Source organism: Streptomyces sp. ME19-01-6 (assembly GCF_033793745.1).
GTDB lineage: Bacteria > Actinomycetota > Actinomycetes > Streptomycetales > Streptomycetaceae > Streptomyces.
Map to the genome: position 1 here is coordinate 252,145 of NZ_JARAXF010000009.1, position 16,603 is coordinate 268,747.

The window sequence follows — 16,603 nt, forward strand, 5'->3', positions numbered from 1 at the left end:
TCTGAACAGACCGGGGACGCCGTTTTCTGCCCGTTCTCAGAGCGGCCAGTCGCTCTCAGAACGGAGGGCCGCTCTCAGAACGGAGGACAGCACTCAGAACGGAAGCCCCGGCATGCCGCCGAGCCCCTGGGCGAGCGGACCGAGCTTCTGCTGCTGCAGCTGCTGCGCGGCGTTGTTCGCATCGCGCACGGCCGCGACGACGAGGTCCGCGAGGGTCTCGGTGTCTTCCGGGTCCACCGCCTTCGGATCGATGACCAGGTCCTGAAGCTCACCGGCACCGGTCACGGTCGCCTTCACCAGGCCGCCGCCGGCCGAGCCTTCGACAGGGGTCCTGGCCAGTTCTTCCTGGGCCGCGGCGAGGTCCTGCTGCATCTTCTGGGCCTGCTGAAGCAGCTGCTGCATATTGGGCTGGCCACCACCGGGAATCACGAGCTCACTCCTGCGCTGTCGACAGACTTCTTCTTTCCGATAGCCCGAGCCTACGTGCTCACGGGGCACCCCGCCCTACGCCGTGGGGAGGAGGGCGAACGGCGCCCGAGTACTCAACTCAGGCGCCGCGCAGGGCGAGCGACACACACCGGATCCCCACCCGTACGCGACTCGTCCCCTACTCATCCCCCACTCATCCCCCGCTCGTTCCTACTCGTTCGCGATCTCTTCAATGACCGTCGCGCCGAGCTCGCGCACGATCAGGTCATGGCCGCTGAGCACGCTCTCGTCGAGATCCGGATCGTCCTCGGCCGGAATGTCGTCCTCCGGCGCGATCGGCGGGGGCTCCGGCTCCCGGTACGCCGACGACTCCGCGGGCGGCCGCGCCGATTCGGCCGGCGCCCCGGCGGGGGGCGCCTGAACCTGGGGGCGGGGAGCGGCGGGCGCGGCGGCGGACGCCTGAGCCTGGGGACGGGGGGCGGGCTGCCGCGGCGGGGTCGCCGGGGCACCGCCGCCCCCGAAGCCACCGCCGGCCCCGCCGGAACCGCTGAAGTTTCCGGAGCCCCCGGACCCGCCGAAGCCACCGCCGCCCGCACCGCCGGGCCCGCCCTGCTGTCCGGCGCCGCCCGAGGGGTCGACGATCGCCTCGACCCGCCACTGAACGCCGATCGCGTCACTGAGCGCCTGGCGCAGCACGTCCTCGCTGCCGCCGCCGACGAAGCTGTCACGCGCGCCGGCGTTGGAGAAGCCGAGCTGGAGGGTGGTGCCGTCGAAGCCGGTGACGGTCGCGTTCTGACTCAGCAGGATCCAGGTGAAGCGGCGGCGGTTCTTGACCGCCTCCAGGATGTCCGGCCACATCTGCCGCACCTGCATGGCGCCCTGCGCCATGCCCGGCGCGGACGCGGCGGGGGCACCGGCAGGGCCGGGGGAAGGGGCGGAAGGCGCAGAAGAGCTGGAAGCGCCGGAAGAGCTTGAGGCACCGGAAGAGCCGGAAGGACCACCCGACGCCGGACCGCCCTGCCCCGGCGCGGCGGCCGACGGCCAGCTGCCGGGCTGCCGCCCGGAACCCTGGGCGGCACCGGGAGCCGCGGCGGTCGGCCAGGCCCCCGGCCGCGCCGCGGACGAGGCAGACGCCCCGCCCCCTTCCGTACCGCCGCCCTCCGCATGACCGCCGCCCGCACCGCCTGCGGCCGGACCACCAGCACCCGCACCGCCCGCGGCCGCGGGCCTGGCGCCGGGGCTCTGGCCGCCGCCGTTCGCCCCCGCGGGCTGGGCGCCCCCGGGCCACGCTCCGGGCTGCTGTCCCCCACCCCCGCCATCGGCCGGAGCCGCACCCGCACCACCGGCGGCAGGACCACCAGCCGCACCGGGAGCCGCACCCTGACCGGCCCCAGCCCCAGTCGCAGCCCCAGTCCCACCGCGGCCCGTCACCGCCGCCCGCGCGGCGGCCGGGCCGGACGGGCCTGCGGCCGGGGCGTGAGCGTCGGGCCCTGGCACGTACCCCATGGCGGGCCCTTGGCCCTCCGGCCCTCCAGGACCTCCCGGCAGACCCTGGCCCCCGGCCCCTGCCCCAGGGAACCCGCCCCCGAGACCACCCAGGCCACCCGCCAGGGCCCCCCGCTCCAACTTCTCCAGCCGCGCCTGTACCGACCGCTCGTCCCCGAACGCCGCGGGCAGCAGCACCCGCGCGCAGATCAGCTCCAGCTGCAGCCGCGGCGAGGTGGCACCGCGCATCTCGGTCAGGCCCTCATTGACCAGGTCGGCGGCGCGGCTGAGCTCGGCGGCACCGAAGACGGACGCCTGGGCCTGCATCCGCTCGACGACATCGACCGGGGCGTCGATGAGCCCCTTCTCCGCCGCGTCCGGCACGGCCGCGAGAATCACCAGGTCACGGAGGCGCTCCAGCAGATCCGCGACAAAGCGCCGGGGGTCGTTGCCCCCCTCGATCACGCGGTTGACGACCTCGAACGCGGCCGAGCCGTCGCTCGCCGCGAAGGCGTCCACGATCGCGTCGAGCAGCGAGCCGTCCGTATAGCCGAGCAGTGACGTCGCCATGGCATACGTCACACCGTCCTCACCCGCGCCCGCGAGCAGCTGGTCCATGACCGACATCGAGTCCCGGACCGACCCCGCCCCGGACCGCACCACCAGCGGCAGCACACCATCCTCAACCGGGATCGCCTCGCGCTCGCAGACCTCCGCCAGATAGTCACGCAGCGTCCCGGGGGGCACCAGCCGGAAGGGGTAGTGGTGCGTACGCGACCGGATGGTGCCGATGACCTTCTCGGGCTCCGTGGTCGCGAAGATGAACTTCAAATGCTCCGGAGGCTCCTCGACCACCTTCAGCAGGGCGTTGAACCCCGCCGAGGTGACCATGTGCGCCTCGTCGATGATGTAGATCTTGTACCGGCTCGACGCGGGCCCGAAGAACGCCTTCTCCCTCAGCTCACGCGCGTCGTCCACGCCTCCGTGGGACGCGGCGTCGATCTCGATGACATCGATCGAGCCCGGCCCGTTCCGCGCGAGGTCCTGGCAGGACTGGCACTCCCCGCACGGCGCCGGGGTCGGCCCCTTCTCGCAGTTCAGACAGCGGGCCAGGATGCGCGCGCTGGTCGTCTTGCCACAGCCGCGCGGACCGCTGAAGAGGTACGCGTGATTGACCCGGTTGTTGCGCAGCGCCTGCTGCAGCGGGCCGGTGACATGCTCCTGGCCGATGACCTCGGCGAAGGTCTCGGGGCGGTAGCGGCGGTACAGCGCGAGGGACGACACGCTTACGACGATATCGGTGCCCACCGACATCCGAAGCCGCCCCGCACCCTCACCCACCCCACCCCGCGCCTCTCCCCACAACGCAAGGGCCCCCCACGTACCCGCCAGAGCCCACTTACCCTTGCTGCCTTCCGGCCCTGGGGGAGTTCGGTGAGATAGCGCCACGTGAGGGGCTGGCCCCCACCCTAGCGGATGGACCGGGTCGGGAACGAGTTCGCGTGCACTGCTTCTGGTCTTGTATTGTTTCCCGCGGAGGATTCGCCTAGAGGCCTAGGGCGCACGCTTGGAAAGCGTGTTGGGGGCAACCCCTCACGAGTTCGAATCTCGTATCCTCCGCACCCGCCCAGCAGGGCAGACGAGGGCCCCGACCGATCATGGTCGGGGCCCTCGTCGTTGATCTGTCTCAGTCGGCTCTCGGCGACTCCCAGAGCGCGCACCACCGGCCTGTTGCGCCCCGGGGCTGATCAGGAAGACCAGGCATCCGCGAGCACGAAAGAGACCACTGTGCCGCCGAAGCGACTCGGCCCGGCGCGCCAGGAGTGAGCCAGCGCGTTGACCGGGCACAGCCCGCGCCCGTGTGCTTCGCTGGCCGTGGCCTGCCGCATCCGGACGTTCGCTCCTCCACCGCGCTGATCGGCTTCGGCCTCGATTCCGTCATCGAAGTCTCCTCCGCCGCCGCGGTCGCCTGGCAGTTCTCCGCCCGCGACCACGCCGTGCGTGAGGCCCGCGAGAAGACCACCCTGCGCATCATCGCCATTTCCTTTTTCGCGCTCGCCGCTTACGTCGCCGCCGATGCCGTCCGCGCTGACCGGAACCGGCGAGGCCGAACGCTCCATCCCCGGCATCGTCATCGCAGCCCTCTCACTCGCGGTGATGCCCTTCCTGTCCGCCGCCCAGCGCCACGCGGGCCGCGAACTCGGCTCCGCCTCCGCGGTCGCCGACTCCAAGCAGACCCTCCTGTGCACCTACCTGTCCGCCGCCGTCCTGGCCGGGCTGGTCTTCAACGCCACCCTCGGCTGGTCCTGGGCCGACCCCATCGCTGCCCTGGTCATCGCCGCCATCGCCGTCAAGGAAGGCCGCGACGCCTGGCAGGGCAAGGGCTGCTGCGCGACCCCGGCCGCCGCGATCCCCGCCCAACAGCAGGAGACGGACGCCTGCGGCTGCCGCCTCGGGTGCGACTGCTGCAACTGACCGCCCGATGACGAGCCGAGCATTGACGCTTGCACCTGCAAGGTCGCCTTCCAGCCCCGGTAGGCGCACACGCATAGGCACCCTGAGCAGGCCGGGGCGAGGCACTTCTCCCCCTCCGCTTCGCCGTCGTGCCCCATCCGTGCCCTCCAGAGCGGTAAACAACGGCCCATAAGGAGGCGATCACACACCGACCACCACGCCCTATGGACTTCGACCTGCCCGGACGGGAGCAGAGGCCACTCATGAATGCGCCGACGGGCAAGGGCAAACCGCGTGTCAAGGAGGCACGTTCAGCCGTCATGGTCCCGATGTCGGCGGTATTCCGGAAGAGTTTATGGCCGGACTTTGATCAGGGGCGTGGTGTCGGTGTCTTACCGGACGTCAGCGGGCTGCGGATGCACGGCCTATGGTTGCGGCCGGATGAGGCGTCAGGACGTGCTGCGGCGTTCCTGGCCTGTCTGCGGGCCTTCTTCGGCGATCGGGCAGGCTCGGCCGGTGCCGGTGTCGATGAGGATCTGCTTGGCCTGCGTGATGTTGTCGACGCGGACGGCCCGGGTCATCGCGGCGCGTGCCGCGTCGGGCGTCGCGTGCGGCGGGACCACCAACAGGGAGAAGTAGTCTCGATCGCCTCGGGTGATGAGGATGGTGTCGTCAGCCACCGGGAATGAGTCGATGTGCACGATACGGTCGTCGATGATCACTCGTGTCGGCAGTTCTTCCCAGGCGCTGGAGTCCAGGCCGACGCGCATGACGGGCCCGAGGTGCTCGGTCAGCGCGGTGACCAGGGCGGGAAGCTCGGCGCGTAGGTCGCGGGAACGCGGCCGCCAGGCCGTACTCCGAGCCCACGCCCAGGCTCACCCTCGCCCTGCGGATACAGACCCGGGTTCCTGAAGAAGTCGCTGATCACACGGGGGCTCAGCGGCCCAACGCCCGGAGTACAGTGAAAACACCGGGAGTACTTCGCACACCGGCTTCCACGCGGGTGTCGTTCTCGGCGAGCAACAACACCGGGACGTTGAAGATGCGCCCGGGGACAGGCTCGCGCCATGACCGTGACCATCGACCGTACGACTATCCATGAGCGCACGCCCTCGCCACCGGCCCGCCTGTCCCTGATCCCGATGGGCCCGGTTCCAGGCCTTCTGGACGGTGCGTGGTGGCCTCGCTCCCGGGATCTCCTCCGGGAGCTTCCCGCTCTGACGGACGTGCTCGACGCACGCTGGGGCCGTATCACTCGCGTCTCCGTGAACCCGGTCCATTGGCCCGTGATCCCGCGCAAGGTGCCTGTGACCGGGCACACGGTGCACGTGGGCTGGTTCACTGACGAGCAGGACCCGCACAAGTTGATTCTGCTCTCCTACACCGTAGGCCGCTGGGACCTTCTGGTGATCCCGCCGGAGACGGGTGCGTCCGCCGCCGCCCGGCTGATGGCCGCCGCAGCCACCCCCGGCAGCCTCGTCACCGCCAGCGGTCTGATGGCGAACGAAACCGCCACCCGTGACGCCCGGGAGGCGCTCAGCCGGGAGGAGGAGTGGGAGACCGATGGCGGGCCCGCCCCTATGGCGGCCGGCAGCCGAACCCGACCGGACTCCTGAGCTCCGCCCAAGGGAGGTGAGGACGTGGAGACCGTCAGCAGCGGGTCCATGATCACCTCCATGTCCATCAGAGGAGTGCTGCCGATCCATCTACTCAACGACCGGCACAACGAGCGGATCGCAGCACTCCACTACACGGAGCCGGAAGAGCCGACAGCCGGAAGCCCGCCGGATCACTCGTCGTCACCCCCTTGCCTCGCTTCCCACCCACCGGCCCAGGCAGAAGGTCATGCATCTTTCGCGGCCCCGTCGCGGTGTTCGGGGGTAGGTGAGGGCCACGCCCACCGCCACGTCTTCCTGATGGAACGAGGTCACCATGCAACCACCCGAATCACCCTCGGCAGGGCGCGCCGAGGTGCGTATCGTCTCCGCGTCCCCCGAGGCCGCCCGTCAGGTCGCCGAGGTACTCCGTCGTTGCTTCGCCAGCGCCGAACAGCGCAGCTACCCTGCCGGCGCCGGAGGCGGAACCCGGCTTCACCTCACCGTGGACACCACTCACACGGCAGAGCCGGCGCGGTCCTGGCTGGTAGCAAGTCAGTCCTCCGGACAAGACCGCACGCAGACGGATGAAGTCTGAAGCGATGCCCAACAACGGGTGCGGACAGGGCACCGCCGCCCCGTGTCCACTCCTCGCCGGTGCCCTGCACGTGTGGAACGGCAACCATGGCAACACTGCAGGAGCGGAAGAACTACCGCGAAGCGATCATGAAGGCTCTGTACGAGGCCACGGAAGGCAATCGCCTCCTTGGCGTCACCGGGGCGAAGCTGCGCGACGAGCTCCAGGTCCCTGAGCAGGATCTGGCGGCCGCCTGCGCATATCTGGCGGGCGAGGGGCTCATCACAGTCGACTGGACACGGGGAAATACACCCGCGATGGCCACACTGACGCACCAGGGGATCCGGCTGATGGAGGGCGAGGAGGAGGAACGTGGCTGACGCGGCGCGGGGCGTTTGCGCCCAGGCGCCGTATTACCCAAATAGTCCGTGATGCCGGAAAAGCACCCCAGGCATAGCATGGTAAGTGGGTAGGTGCACTCTCACGTGCAACCGACCCGAAAGGGCGGCCCCGGTGTGTTTACGCCGGGGCCGTTGTGACGCCGTCGGCGCGCCGGCAGGGAGCAGGGTCGATCACGACACGACACGGATGACCGCGGGAACACCATCATCCGCTGACAGATCGGTCCTGAGGTCCACTGTGTGCCCTGCACTGCTCCTCGCTCGGCCTGCGCCTCGACGGTGCGAGCACCTCTACAGGCCAAGGATCACGACACGGTACCGACGGGTGTGCAGCTCACGGCGATCTTCAGAGTGTGTCGCTGGGCGAAGGGGGTGTCGGGAAGGTCCGGGGGCCTGTGGGTCAACGTCACGCCGGGGTCATGCCCGCGGTTCGGCTCGCAGGGGTGCTCCCACCGCGTGGAGGTGGCGCAATGCCTGTCGGTACGAGTCCACCACGCCCGTCTCCGTGTAAGGCAGGCCGAGTTCAGCGCAGTAGGCACGGACCAGGGGCTGGGCGGCCGGCAGGGCGATCCGGGGCATGCTGGGGAACAGGTGATGTTCGATCTGGTAGTTCAGGCCGCCGAGCACGAAGTCGATGACACGCCCACCCCGCACGTTGCGCGAGGTGAGGACTTGGCCGCGCAGGAAGTCCGGGCGGTCATGCTCCTCCGGCATCGCCATGCCCTTGTGGTTGGGGGCGAATGAAGCTCCCATGTACAGGCCGAAAAGGGCCTGCTGGACCACAACGAACGCCAGCGCCTTCAGCGGCGAAAGGACCAGTAGCACAACGATGAGATACGCCGCCACGTGCACGAGCAGAGCCAGTACCTCGACCGCAAGAGGAGCGCGAGCGCTCGTCCTGCCCCTGCTCAGCGCCCGGAATGTGGCCACGTGCAGTGCCCAGCCCTCCAGCAGCAGCATGGGGAAGAAGAGGGGGGCCTGGTGGCGGGTGACGAAACCGGCTACACCCGCGCGCCCACGAGCCTCGTGATCGATGAAGACCACGGCGCCGGTCTCGATGTCGGGGTCGCGGCCGACATGGTTGGGATGGGCATGGTGACGGTTGTGTTTGGCCACCCACCATCCGAATCCGAGGCCGATGAAGAGATTACCGAACACCAGCCCCGTTACGTCGTTTGCCCGCCGGCCCTCGAACAACTGGCGGTGGCCCGCTTCATGGCCGCGGAACCCGCACTGCGTGAAGGCGAAAGCCAGCACAGCGGCGATGGTCAACTGCCACCAGGAGTCGCCGATCAGGACGAAGGCCGCCCAGCCACCGGTCAGGAGGAGCAGCGTGACAGCCAACGTCGTAACGGAACGCAACGGCCGATGCCGCAGCAACCCTGCGCTTCTGACCTGGCGAGAGAGCAGAGCGTAGTCGCTGCCTGCAGATCGATCACGAGTCGTCGTGGGCCCGCACGTGATGTCTCCGGAGAGCTTGGCCTGCGGAGCCGAAGGACTTGAGGAGGTCGATGAGGTTCCAGCGTGCCCCCGCGTGGACACGGGGCGTTGAACGAAGTCTGAGGACTCCATGGATCTCGATCCTGATCGGTGTCAGGTGTCAGGTGTCAGCGGCACGCGGATGCGGGCAGCTCGTGCGGTGCCGTCGGAGGGGCAGCCCTCGCAGGCCGCACGTCGTCCTCCGCTCACGCGTCGCATCGGGGCCGTAGTGGCATATGCCGTCTCCGAGCCCGTGGGTCGGGACCGTGTCGTGAATCGCAAAGGACGGCCAAGGGGTAACCGCCATTCCGGATCGCCCTCGGTCCTCTTCACCGTACTCCCCGCACGCCGAGGAGGCATGTTGCCTTGCGACTCGGAAGCGGTAGGCGCACTCCAGCGTCCGGACGAGAGTAGGGTGCGCATCCCGGGCAGGTCTGCATCATCTGCCACACCGACTACCGGCGTACACCGGGACACGGACGCGATGGTGGTCTCGCACCACAGCGGCAAACAACTGCTCGCTTGTGAGGGTATATGCGCGCGTATGGTCGGCGGGTTCGTCATCAGCCCCGACGAGACGCCTCTCCCGCTGGCCGAGCGCATGCACATCGAGGCCGAGCACTGATGCGGTAGCCACGGCACAAGACGCCTCCGGCGGGGGTGGCGCATTGCTCTTCGGCCGCCTCAGGCACCGGTCGTGCTCCGGCGACCTGGCGGCAGGCGTCGCAGACCCTCATGTGCGCGATGCTGGGGTGGAGGAGGCAGTAGGACCAAAATGCGGCGAACAGCACTGAGGCTCGCCTCTGTGTGAGGGCGTTGCGGCGAAAACGAGGTCGCCATGACGGAAGGTGAACGGGGCTTCCGTAAAGTCACCGTGGATCGGTCAGAGGGATTCGGTGAGCGGCTGCTGGGTGTGCTGCTGGACCGGGCTCACGAGATGCCGCCCCAGCTGATCGCCCCACTGGTCGCGGAGGAAGTGGGGAGGATCGGCGGGCGGGACGTCTCGATCCTCCTTCAGGACTACGACCAGCTGATGCTGGCTCCCCTGCGGGGCATGAGACTCGTGGTCGGGGAGCCCGAACGGATCGACGATTCTCGGGCCGGCAGGGCTTTTCTCAGCGCGGCGACGGTGGAACAGCCGCAGGCCGATGGCGTACGGATGTTCCTGCCGCTGCTGGACGGCAGCGACGTGGTGGGGGTGCTGGCCCTCACCCTGAGCACCATCGACAACGACGACCGGCGGTTGCTGCGGCGCCTGGCCGGCCTGGTCGCCGACATGCTGGTCACCAAGAACAGCTATACCGATCAGTTCTTCCAGGCCCGGCGCCGTGAGCCGATGAGCCTGGCCGCGGAAATCCAATGGTCACTGCTGCCCCCGCTGACCATGGTCACCCCGCAGGTTGCGGTGGCCGGAATCCTCGAGCCTGCCTACGACGTCGCGGGTGACAGTTTCGACTATGCCCTGAACGATGACATCCTGCACATGGCCGTCATCGACGCCATGGGCCACGGGCTGGATGCCGCCGTGCTGGCGACCGTCGCCGTCGGCGCCTACCGGCACGCCCGACGCGCCGACGTCGGCCTCGCCGACCTGTACATGTTCATGGACACGGCCATCGACAAGCAGTTCGGGCCCGACCACTTCGTCACGGCGCAGATGATGCGCCTGGACATCCGAACCGGCCACCTGCAATGGGTCAACGCCGGGCACCCGGCACCCCTGCTGATCCGTGACTACCGCGTCGTCCAGGCGCTGGAGAGCCCGGGCACCCTGCCCGTCGGCTTCGGTGGGGCCATCCCGCAGATCAGCGACCAGGCGCTGTCCCGCGGCGACCGGATCCTCTTCTTCACCGACGGTCTCATCGAGGAGCACCGCACCGGCGAAGAGCAGTTCGGCGAGGAGCGACTGCTCGACTTCGTGAACCGCGCGGGGTGCGTGGGCGAAGGCGTACAGGAAATGGTGCGCGGCCTGTCCCACACCCTGATGCGAGAACGCGGCGGGGTCACCACTGACGACGCGACGCTCTTCCTGGTCGAGTGGCGCGGGGGCACCGCGGACCATCTCGTCACGGTGTAAGCATGACCAGCAGGTTCCCCATTACCTTCTTGGTGGCCCCGCAATGGGGCGCCCGGCCTCCGGAGTTGGCATGACTTTCTCCCCCTGTCGAACGCATGGCCTGGGGGGTGGTGTCACCGGCTCCGGAGGCATCGACAGACCGCTGATTAGGGGCATGACCACCGACTTCTTCGCAGGTCGGGAGGCTCTTCGTAATGTGGATGTGGCGATCGGTGCCGTGGGACGGCCGGGTGAGTACAACCGGAGGACGCACGTGATCAACGTGAGTGACATCGGCGCCTTCCTCGGCCTGGACGTCGGCAAGGGCGAACACCACGCCACCGCCGTCACCCCGGCCGGGAAGAAAGCGTTCGACAAGCGGCTGCCCAACAGCGAACCCAAGCTCCGCGAGGTGTTCGGCAAGCTGCAGGCCAAGCACGGAACCGTGCTCGTGATCGTCGACCAGCCCGCCTCCATCGGCGCCCTGCCGCTGGCGGTCGCCCGCGACATGGGCTGCCCGGTCGCCTACCTGCCCGGACTGACAATGCGGCGGATCGCCGATCTCTACCCCGGCGAGGCCAAGACCGACGCCCGCGATGCGTTCGTCATCGCGGACGCCGCCCGCGTCATGCCGCACACGCTCCGCTCGGTCGAACTCGAAGACGAGACCATCGCCGAGCTGGAGATGATCGTGGGCTTCGACGACGATCTGGCCGGCGAGGCGACAAGGATCTCCAATCGGCTGCGGGGACTGATGACCCAGATCCACCCGCATCTGGAGCGAGTTCTCGGGCCGCGTGTCCAGCACCCGGCCGTCCTGACCCTGCTGGAACGGTTCGGATCCCCGGCCCAGATCCGCAAGGCCGGACGCCGACGGCTCGTGACGCTGATACGGCCGAAGGCCCCGCGGATGGCCGAGCGACTGGTCGACGACATCTTCACCGCGCTCGACGAACAGACCGTGGTCGTCCCCGGCACGGATGCAGCCGCGCTGGTCGTGCCCAGCCTCGCCACCTCGCTGACCGCCGTGCTCGACCAGCGGAAACTGCTGGCCGGACGGATCGAGGAACTGCTGGAGAACCACCCTCTTTCGAAGGTCCTGACGTCCATGCCGGGGATCGGCGTCAGGACCGGAGCCAGGATCCTCATCGACGTCGGCGACGCCAGCAGTTTCCCGAGCGCCGCCCATCTCGCGGCCTATGCCGGCCTTGCCCCCGCGACGAGGAGCTCGGGCTCCTCGATCCGTGGGGAACAACCCTCCCGCCGAGGAAACAAGCAGCTCAAACGGGCTTTCTTCCTGTCCGCGTTCGCGGCCCTGGCCGACCCGGTCTCCAGGGCCTACTACGACAGGAAGATCAGCCAGGGAAAGCACCACACCCAAGCCCTCCTCTGCCTTGCGAGACGACGAGCCGACGTGCTCTTCGCGATGCTCCGCGACGGCACCTTCTACCAGCCCCAACCCGCCCCTGCAGGTTGACGAAACCCATAGGGGCCCCCCGACCCGGGTTCGACCACGGCTACGTCGACCTGAATCTGCCGCCGCGCAGCAGGGTCTGTCACCACACCACACCCGACCTCGCCCAAGGTCGAGCCGAGCAGGGACCGTCCGGGCCCGAGCATGTACTCACGACACACCGCCTCGAAGTGCGGCCCGGCCGCCTGGGCCGCGAAACGCTCCGCGGACTGGGCCCACACCTCGGCCGCCTGGCCACTCTCCAGACGGGCCCAGGCGGGCCGCATCACGGCCTCCGGATGTGACGTTCATCGCGGCAGTGGAGTCCCGGCGCATTCGCCGCTGCGCCATCCTCTGACGACGGTGGCAGCGGCAGATCTCCCTCGACGGAGGTCACAGGGCTGCGGGCGGAAGTGCACGGCAGGAAGGCCACGCCCGCGGAGAGCAATATCTGTGCCCGTGAAATGAGAAATAGGTGTGGGGCACAGCAAGTATTCCTCGGCCGTGGGCCGGAGCGGAATTATCGATCGCGCAGGGCCGATCGCACCGTGCTACTGTCAATCACAGTTGCAGGTGTGGTTGCCAGAAGGTTCATTTCCGACGGGGTGATCATCACGGCGACAAGGAATTCGCACAGGGCAAATTCCTGACACCGCCTCCGAAGGAGAAACAAATGGCTACCGGCACCGTGAAGTGGTTCAACGCGGAAAAGGGCTTCGGCTTCATCGAGCAGGACGGCGGCGGCCCCGACGTCTTCGCCCACTACTCGAACATCGCCGCCCAGGGCTTCCGTGAGCTGCTTGAAGGCCAGAAGGTGTCGTTCGACGTCGCGCAGGGCCAGAAGGGCCCGACGGCCGAGAACATCGTTCCCGCCTGACACCGGCGCTGACGCGTACTTCGCAGCTGGGGCCCGCACCTCTCGGGTGCGGGCCCCGGCTCGCTGCATTTCAGGGCGCGCGACGGGAGAGGCTCACCACATCACCGACCGGTGGCGCATTCCCTGTCGGTCCGACTCGGCCCACATCGTTTTTGGCTCGTCTCGAGATTCTCTGCGCCGCTCATCTGCTGCGGGAATTCCTTGCTACGTGCCCCGTCAAGGAAGGTTCCGCATGAAGCGTGCCCACACGTCCCGCACATATGACCGTTTCGGAGGAGGCACCGGCGCCAACCGCTCGGGTGGTCCGCGCCGTTCCAAGGGCTACGGAAATCGACAGGCCGGACGGGCCGTACAGGGCGAGTTCGCGCCGCCGAAGACGATCACGCCGGCGCTGCCCGCCGTCGGGGCGTTCGCGGAACTCGCCATGCCTGCGCGGCTGCTGGCCACGCTCGGCCGCGAAGGCGTGACCGCACCGTTCCCCATCCAGGCGGCGACCCTGCCGAACTCCCTGGCCGGTCGTGACGTACTCGGCCGTGGCCGCACCGGCTCGGGCAAGACGCTCGCCTTCGGCCTCGCCGCACTGGCCCGTACAGCGGGGCGGCGCGCCGAGCCACGGCAGCCGCTCGCCCTCGTCCTCGTCCCCACCCGCGAGCTCGCCCAGCAGGTCACCGACGCGCTCACTCCGTACGCCCGCTCCGTGAGCCTGCGCCTGGCCACCGTCGTCGGCGGGATGTCCATCGGCAGGCAGGCCGGTGCGCTGCGCGCCGGGGCTGAGGTGGTCGTCGCGACGCCCGGGCGGCTCAAGGACCTCATCGACCGGGGCGACTGCCGGCTGAACGATGTTGGCATCACGGTCCTCGACGAGGCCGACCAAATGGCCGACATGGGCTTCATGCCGCAGGTCACCGCCCTGCTCGACCAGGTGCGTCCCGACGGGCAGCGGATGCTCTTCTCGGCCACCCTGGACCGCAATGTCGACCTGCTGGTCCGCCGCTACCTGACGGACCCGGTAGTCCACTCCGTCGACCCGTCGGCGGGCGCGGTCACCACGATGGAGCACCACGTACTCCACGTGCACGACGCGGACAAACATCGGACGACCACCGAGATCGCGGCGCGAGACGGTCGAGTGATCATGTTCCTCGACACCAAGCACGCGGTGGACCGGCTGACCAAGCACCTGCTGAGCAACGGCGTCCGCGCCGCGGCCCTGCACGGTGGCAAGTCCCAGCCGCAGCGCACGCGGACCCTGGCCCAGTTCAAGAGCGGGCATGTGACGGTACTGGTGGCGACGAACGTCGCGGCGCGCGGGATCCACGTCGACAACCTCGACCTGGTCGTCAATGTGGATCCGCCCAGTGACCACAAGGACTACCTGCACCGCGGCGGTCGTACGGCCCGAGCCGGCGAGTCCGGCAGCGTCGTCACCCTGGTCACCCCTGATCAGCGTCGCGGTATGAGCCGACTGATGGCTTCGGCAGGCATCACCCCCCGGGTCGCCCAGGTACGTTCGGGCGAGGCGGAGCTGAGCCGCATCACAGGTGCCCAGGCCCCTTCCGGTGTCCCGGTCGTCATCACCGCGCCAGCCGTGGAACGTCCCCGCGGCGCGTCTTCATCGTCCCAGGGCCGTCGGGGTCGCCGGGGCCACGCCGGCCAGGACCGGCCCGTCGGCGAAGCGGCGCGCCGCAGGGCACAGCGGCAGCCCAGCCTCGGCTCGGCTGCCTAGTACCGCTGTGATCACAAGCCCACCCCCTTCCGGTAGGAGGCACCTATGACGCCGGCTCAGACGCAGCACCATGCAGTGGATCCCTCCCCCAAAGCCGTGGTCGACGACAGGGACGCGTCCGGACCTCGGGTCTGTGACGACATGACGGTCGAGGTGGCTCTGTCCCTCATGGCCGGTGCCCGTGTCGATCACCTCGTCCTCTGTGACGGGGACGACCAGAGCACGGGCCTGATCACCCTGGCCCGGCTCGCCGTTCTCCGCGACAGCCCCACCTACACGGACCGGATCCGTCTACGGGACGTCCTCGCCGGACCGTTCACCCCGCCCGGGCGCCGTCGAGGAGCATGGCCGGACCCCGGGCGTCCTCACCCTCGCCCGCTGATCCGCCTCGCCCGGTCGGCCCGCCCTCCTTGTCCTTCTGTTTCTCCTTCTGTGTGAGGCATCATGCGCTGTGTCATCGCCCGGTACCCGTTCGAGCTGACCAGGAGCGGGGTGCTGGCCTCGATGAAGGGCGTCGCGCCCGAACTCGTCACGGCCGAGTCCGTGACCATCGGCCGCCGCCGCTACCCGGTCAAGCAAGTAGGCCAGGTCATCACCGGGCAGAATCGCCGCGACTTCTCCAGCGGCGAAGTGGTCCGGGCCATGACCCGCCTCGGCTTCACCTGCCATGAGCACCCGGAGACCGCGCCGGTGGGTGTCCCCACTCCGCTCCAGACCGCGTCGGCGCTGCTCGGGGGCACCGTCTCCCCGGAGGTGTGAAGAACAGGCGGAAAACCGCCATCAGAGACCCAGTGAGGGCCCTGCCGACACGTGTCGGCAGGGCCCTCACCGTCGTATCGCCGCCTCGCCGTCTCGTCATCCGCGCGAAGGGTCCTGGCCGAGCGGAGGGGCGACGCAGCGTCGCACTGCCCGCAGCGACTGGTTGTCCAGGCCACAGGTACCTGTGGCCCCTGAACGCCAAAATCTACTCTTGCCAGAGTAGACATTGGCTCATCGCATGGTTAAGCTTCTTCTCGTTGACACGGTCAAGCGAGACCCGGCAGACACGAACTGGCGGGTTGCATTACCTGGAGTTCGCAGGTCAGCGCGGCTCTGGAGCTCCGAAGCCAAGGTGTTCGCAGGACGGTGACGGGGCTGAGAGCCGCACTGGGCAGCTCGCAGGCCAAGGGGCTGCCAACAGCATCACCGAGCAGTACCGCAGTACCCGTTTCACCAAGTGGTTGGTTCAGAGGAAGGACGGAGGAGCAGACGCCATCAGGATCGCCCGGCCCGAGAAGCTCTCGGCCCGGGTACCGCAAGACCCCCGGAATGGATGGTGGTCCCCGGTCACGCAGCCGCGATCCCCGCACCCCTCCCCTCGTCGGGCCGGGTAGCGGAAACAGAAGGTCGGCACAGCATGAGGGCCGACAGATGGTGTTCAATTTCCTTCGGGGCCCTGGTGCCGTACGGCACCAGGGCCCCTCGACGCGTTGCACTACGAGGTGACATGGCAGCAGATACTCCACTCAGTAATCGTCTGGACGACGACGACTACCCCGCCTACACCATGGGCCGGGCCGCCGAAATGCTCGGCACCACCCCTGGCTTCCTCCGAGCCATCGGTGAGGCTCGTCTGATCACTCCACTGCGCTCGGAGGGGGGACATCGCCGGTACTCCCGCTACCAACTGCGGATCGCCGCTCGCGCCCGCGAGCTCGTCGACAGGGGAACCCCGATCGATGCTGCTTGCCGCATCGTCATCCTTGAGGACCAGCTTGAGGAAGCTCAGCGCATCAACGCCGAGTACCGCCGTGCCGCGAACGAAGCGTCCGGCAGTTCCAGTCCCGGTTCGAGCTGATCACGTGGGCGCGAGCGGGTCGGCTCGAGCACGTATGACGAGCACGTATGACTGGCCGAGGTCAGCCGGCGTCGCCGCGGCGTGCGCTCGGGCGGGCATCGGCCGCCTGGCGGCGTTACGACCCCGCACCGTCCGCGCACAGCGTTCGGAACCCATTGGTGTGATCTCATCGGCGCCCTCTGCCCGCCATCCTTGACATGTGTGCGGTGCCGCTTCTCCTCCCGGAACCATCGT

The 16,603-nt window shown here is 68.9% G+C and carries 15 protein-coding genes, 1 tRNA gene, 1 other RNA gene and 1 pseudogene; 12 read left to right on the plus strand and 6 right to left on the minus strand.

Annotated features, from left to right (window positions below):
- Positions 1-93: 93 nt before the first annotated feature.
- The 3 genes from PV419_RS22695 to ffs all read right to left on the minus strand — a co-directional run bounded on the left by PV419_RS22695 (position 94) and on the right by ffs (position 3,376).
- Positions 94-429 (minus strand): YbaB/EbfC family nucleoid-associated protein, encoded by a 336-nt coding sequence (locus PV419_RS22695; RefSeq protein WP_319691639.1) that lies wholly within the window; start codon positions 427-429, stop codon positions 94-96.
- 210 nt (positions 430-639) lie between these two features.
- Positions 640-3,198, minus strand: a complete 2,559-nt coding sequence (locus PV419_RS22700; protein ID WP_319691640.1) for a DNA polymerase III subunit gamma and tau — start codon at positions 3,196-3,198, stop codon at positions 640-642.
- Between the two features lie 81 nt (positions 3,199-3,279).
- An RNA gene (gene ffs, locus PV419_RS22705) (signal recognition particle sRNA small type) lies at positions 3,280-3,376 on the minus strand.
- Positions 3,377-3,449: 73 nt separating this feature from the next.
- Here ffs and PV419_RS22710 point away from each other — a divergent pair.
- Positions 3,450-3,534: transfer RNA gene (locus PV419_RS22710), tRNA-Ser, on the plus strand.
- Between the two features lie 128 nt (positions 3,535-3,662).
- On the opposite strand, the gene PV419_RS22715 is transcribed toward PV419_RS22710, so the two are convergent.
- On the minus strand, positions 3,663-4,034 hold the full coding sequence (locus PV419_RS22715) for a hypothetical protein (protein ID WP_319691642.1): 372 nt from the start codon (positions 4,032-4,034) through the stop codon (positions 3,663-3,665).
- On the opposite strand from PV419_RS22715, the gene PV419_RS22720 reads away from it, so the two are divergent.
- Entirely contained in the window at positions 3,991-4,389 is a 399-nt protein-coding gene (locus tag PV419_RS22720) for a cation transporter (protein ID WP_319691643.1), read from the plus strand. The two genes, PV419_RS22715 and PV419_RS22720, sit on opposite strands and share 44 nt — an antisense overlap.
- Positions 4,390-4,817: 428 nt before the next feature.
- Here the strand turns inward: PV419_RS22720 and PV419_RS22725 are convergent.
- Positions 4,818-5,219, minus strand: a pseudogene (locus PV419_RS22725) (DUF5994 family protein); the annotation flags it as partial.
- Positions 5,220-5,510: 291 nt separating this feature from the next.
- Here PV419_RS22725 and PV419_RS22730 point away from each other — a divergent pair.
- From PV419_RS22730 to PV419_RS22740, 3 genes are all read left to right on the plus strand, one after another.
- Positions 5,511-5,984, plus strand: coding sequence for a DUF5994 family protein (locus PV419_RS22730; protein WP_415925366.1), 474 nt, complete (start codon positions 5,511-5,513; stop codon positions 5,982-5,984).
- 316 nt (positions 5,985-6,300) lie between these two features.
- Positions 6,301-6,561, plus strand: a complete 261-nt coding sequence (locus tag PV419_RS22735; RefSeq protein ID WP_319691647.1) for a hypothetical protein — start codon at positions 6,301-6,303, stop codon at positions 6,559-6,561.
- An 86-nt stretch (positions 6,562-6,647) separates the two neighbouring features.
- A complete protein-coding gene (locus tag PV419_RS22740) occupies positions 6,648-6,920 on the plus strand; it encodes a hypothetical protein (RefSeq protein WP_319691648.1) in 273 nt (90 codons plus the stop codon).
- A 438-nt stretch (positions 6,921-7,358) separates the two neighbouring features.
- On the opposite strand, the gene PV419_RS22745 is transcribed toward PV419_RS22740, so the two are convergent.
- On the minus strand, positions 7,359-8,285 hold the full coding sequence (locus PV419_RS22745) for an acyl-CoA desaturase (RefSeq protein WP_319691650.1): 927 nt from the start codon (positions 8,283-8,285) through the stop codon (positions 7,359-7,361).
- A gap of 619 nt (positions 8,286-8,904) precedes the next feature.
- Here PV419_RS22745 and PV419_RS22750 point away from each other — a divergent pair.
- From PV419_RS22750 to PV419_RS22785, 7 genes are all read left to right on the plus strand, one after another.
- The gene (locus PV419_RS22750; RefSeq protein ID WP_319691652.1) at positions 8,905-9,045 is read left to right on the plus strand and encodes a hypothetical protein; all 141 of its coding nucleotides are present in this window, start codon (positions 8,905-8,907) and stop codon (positions 9,043-9,045) included.
- A gap of 213 nt (positions 9,046-9,258) precedes the next feature.
- The gene (locus tag PV419_RS22755; protein ID WP_319691653.1) at positions 9,259-10,497 is read left to right on the plus strand and encodes a PP2C family protein-serine/threonine phosphatase; all 1,239 of its coding nucleotides are present in this window, start codon (positions 9,259-9,261) and stop codon (positions 10,495-10,497) included.
- A gap of 253 nt (positions 10,498-10,750) precedes the next feature.
- Positions 10,751-11,953, plus strand: coding sequence for an IS110 family transposase (locus PV419_RS22760; RefSeq protein ID WP_319691655.1), 1,203 nt, complete (start codon positions 10,751-10,753; stop codon positions 11,951-11,953).
- Between the two features lie 649 nt (positions 11,954-12,602).
- A complete protein-coding gene (locus tag PV419_RS22765) occupies positions 12,603-12,806 on the plus strand; it encodes a cold-shock protein (protein WP_319691657.1) in 204 nt (67 codons plus the stop codon).
- A 232-nt stretch (positions 12,807-13,038) separates the two neighbouring features.
- On the plus strand, positions 13,039-14,532 hold the full coding sequence (locus PV419_RS22770) for a DEAD/DEAH box helicase (RefSeq protein ID WP_319691659.1): 1,494 nt from the start codon (positions 13,039-13,041) through the stop codon (positions 14,530-14,532).
- A 444-nt stretch (positions 14,533-14,976) separates the two neighbouring features.
- Positions 14,977-15,291: an SCO5918 family protein gene (locus tag PV419_RS22780; protein WP_319691661.1), complete on the plus strand. Its 315-nt coding sequence runs from the start codon at positions 14,977-14,979 to the stop codon at positions 15,289-15,291.
- 727 nt (positions 15,292-16,018) lie between these two features.
- Positions 16,019-16,369, plus strand: a complete 351-nt coding sequence (locus tag PV419_RS22785) for a MerR family transcriptional regulator (RefSeq protein ID WP_319691662.1) — start codon at positions 16,019-16,021, stop codon at positions 16,367-16,369.
- The last annotated feature ends 234 nt before the right edge of the window (positions 16,370-16,603 follow it).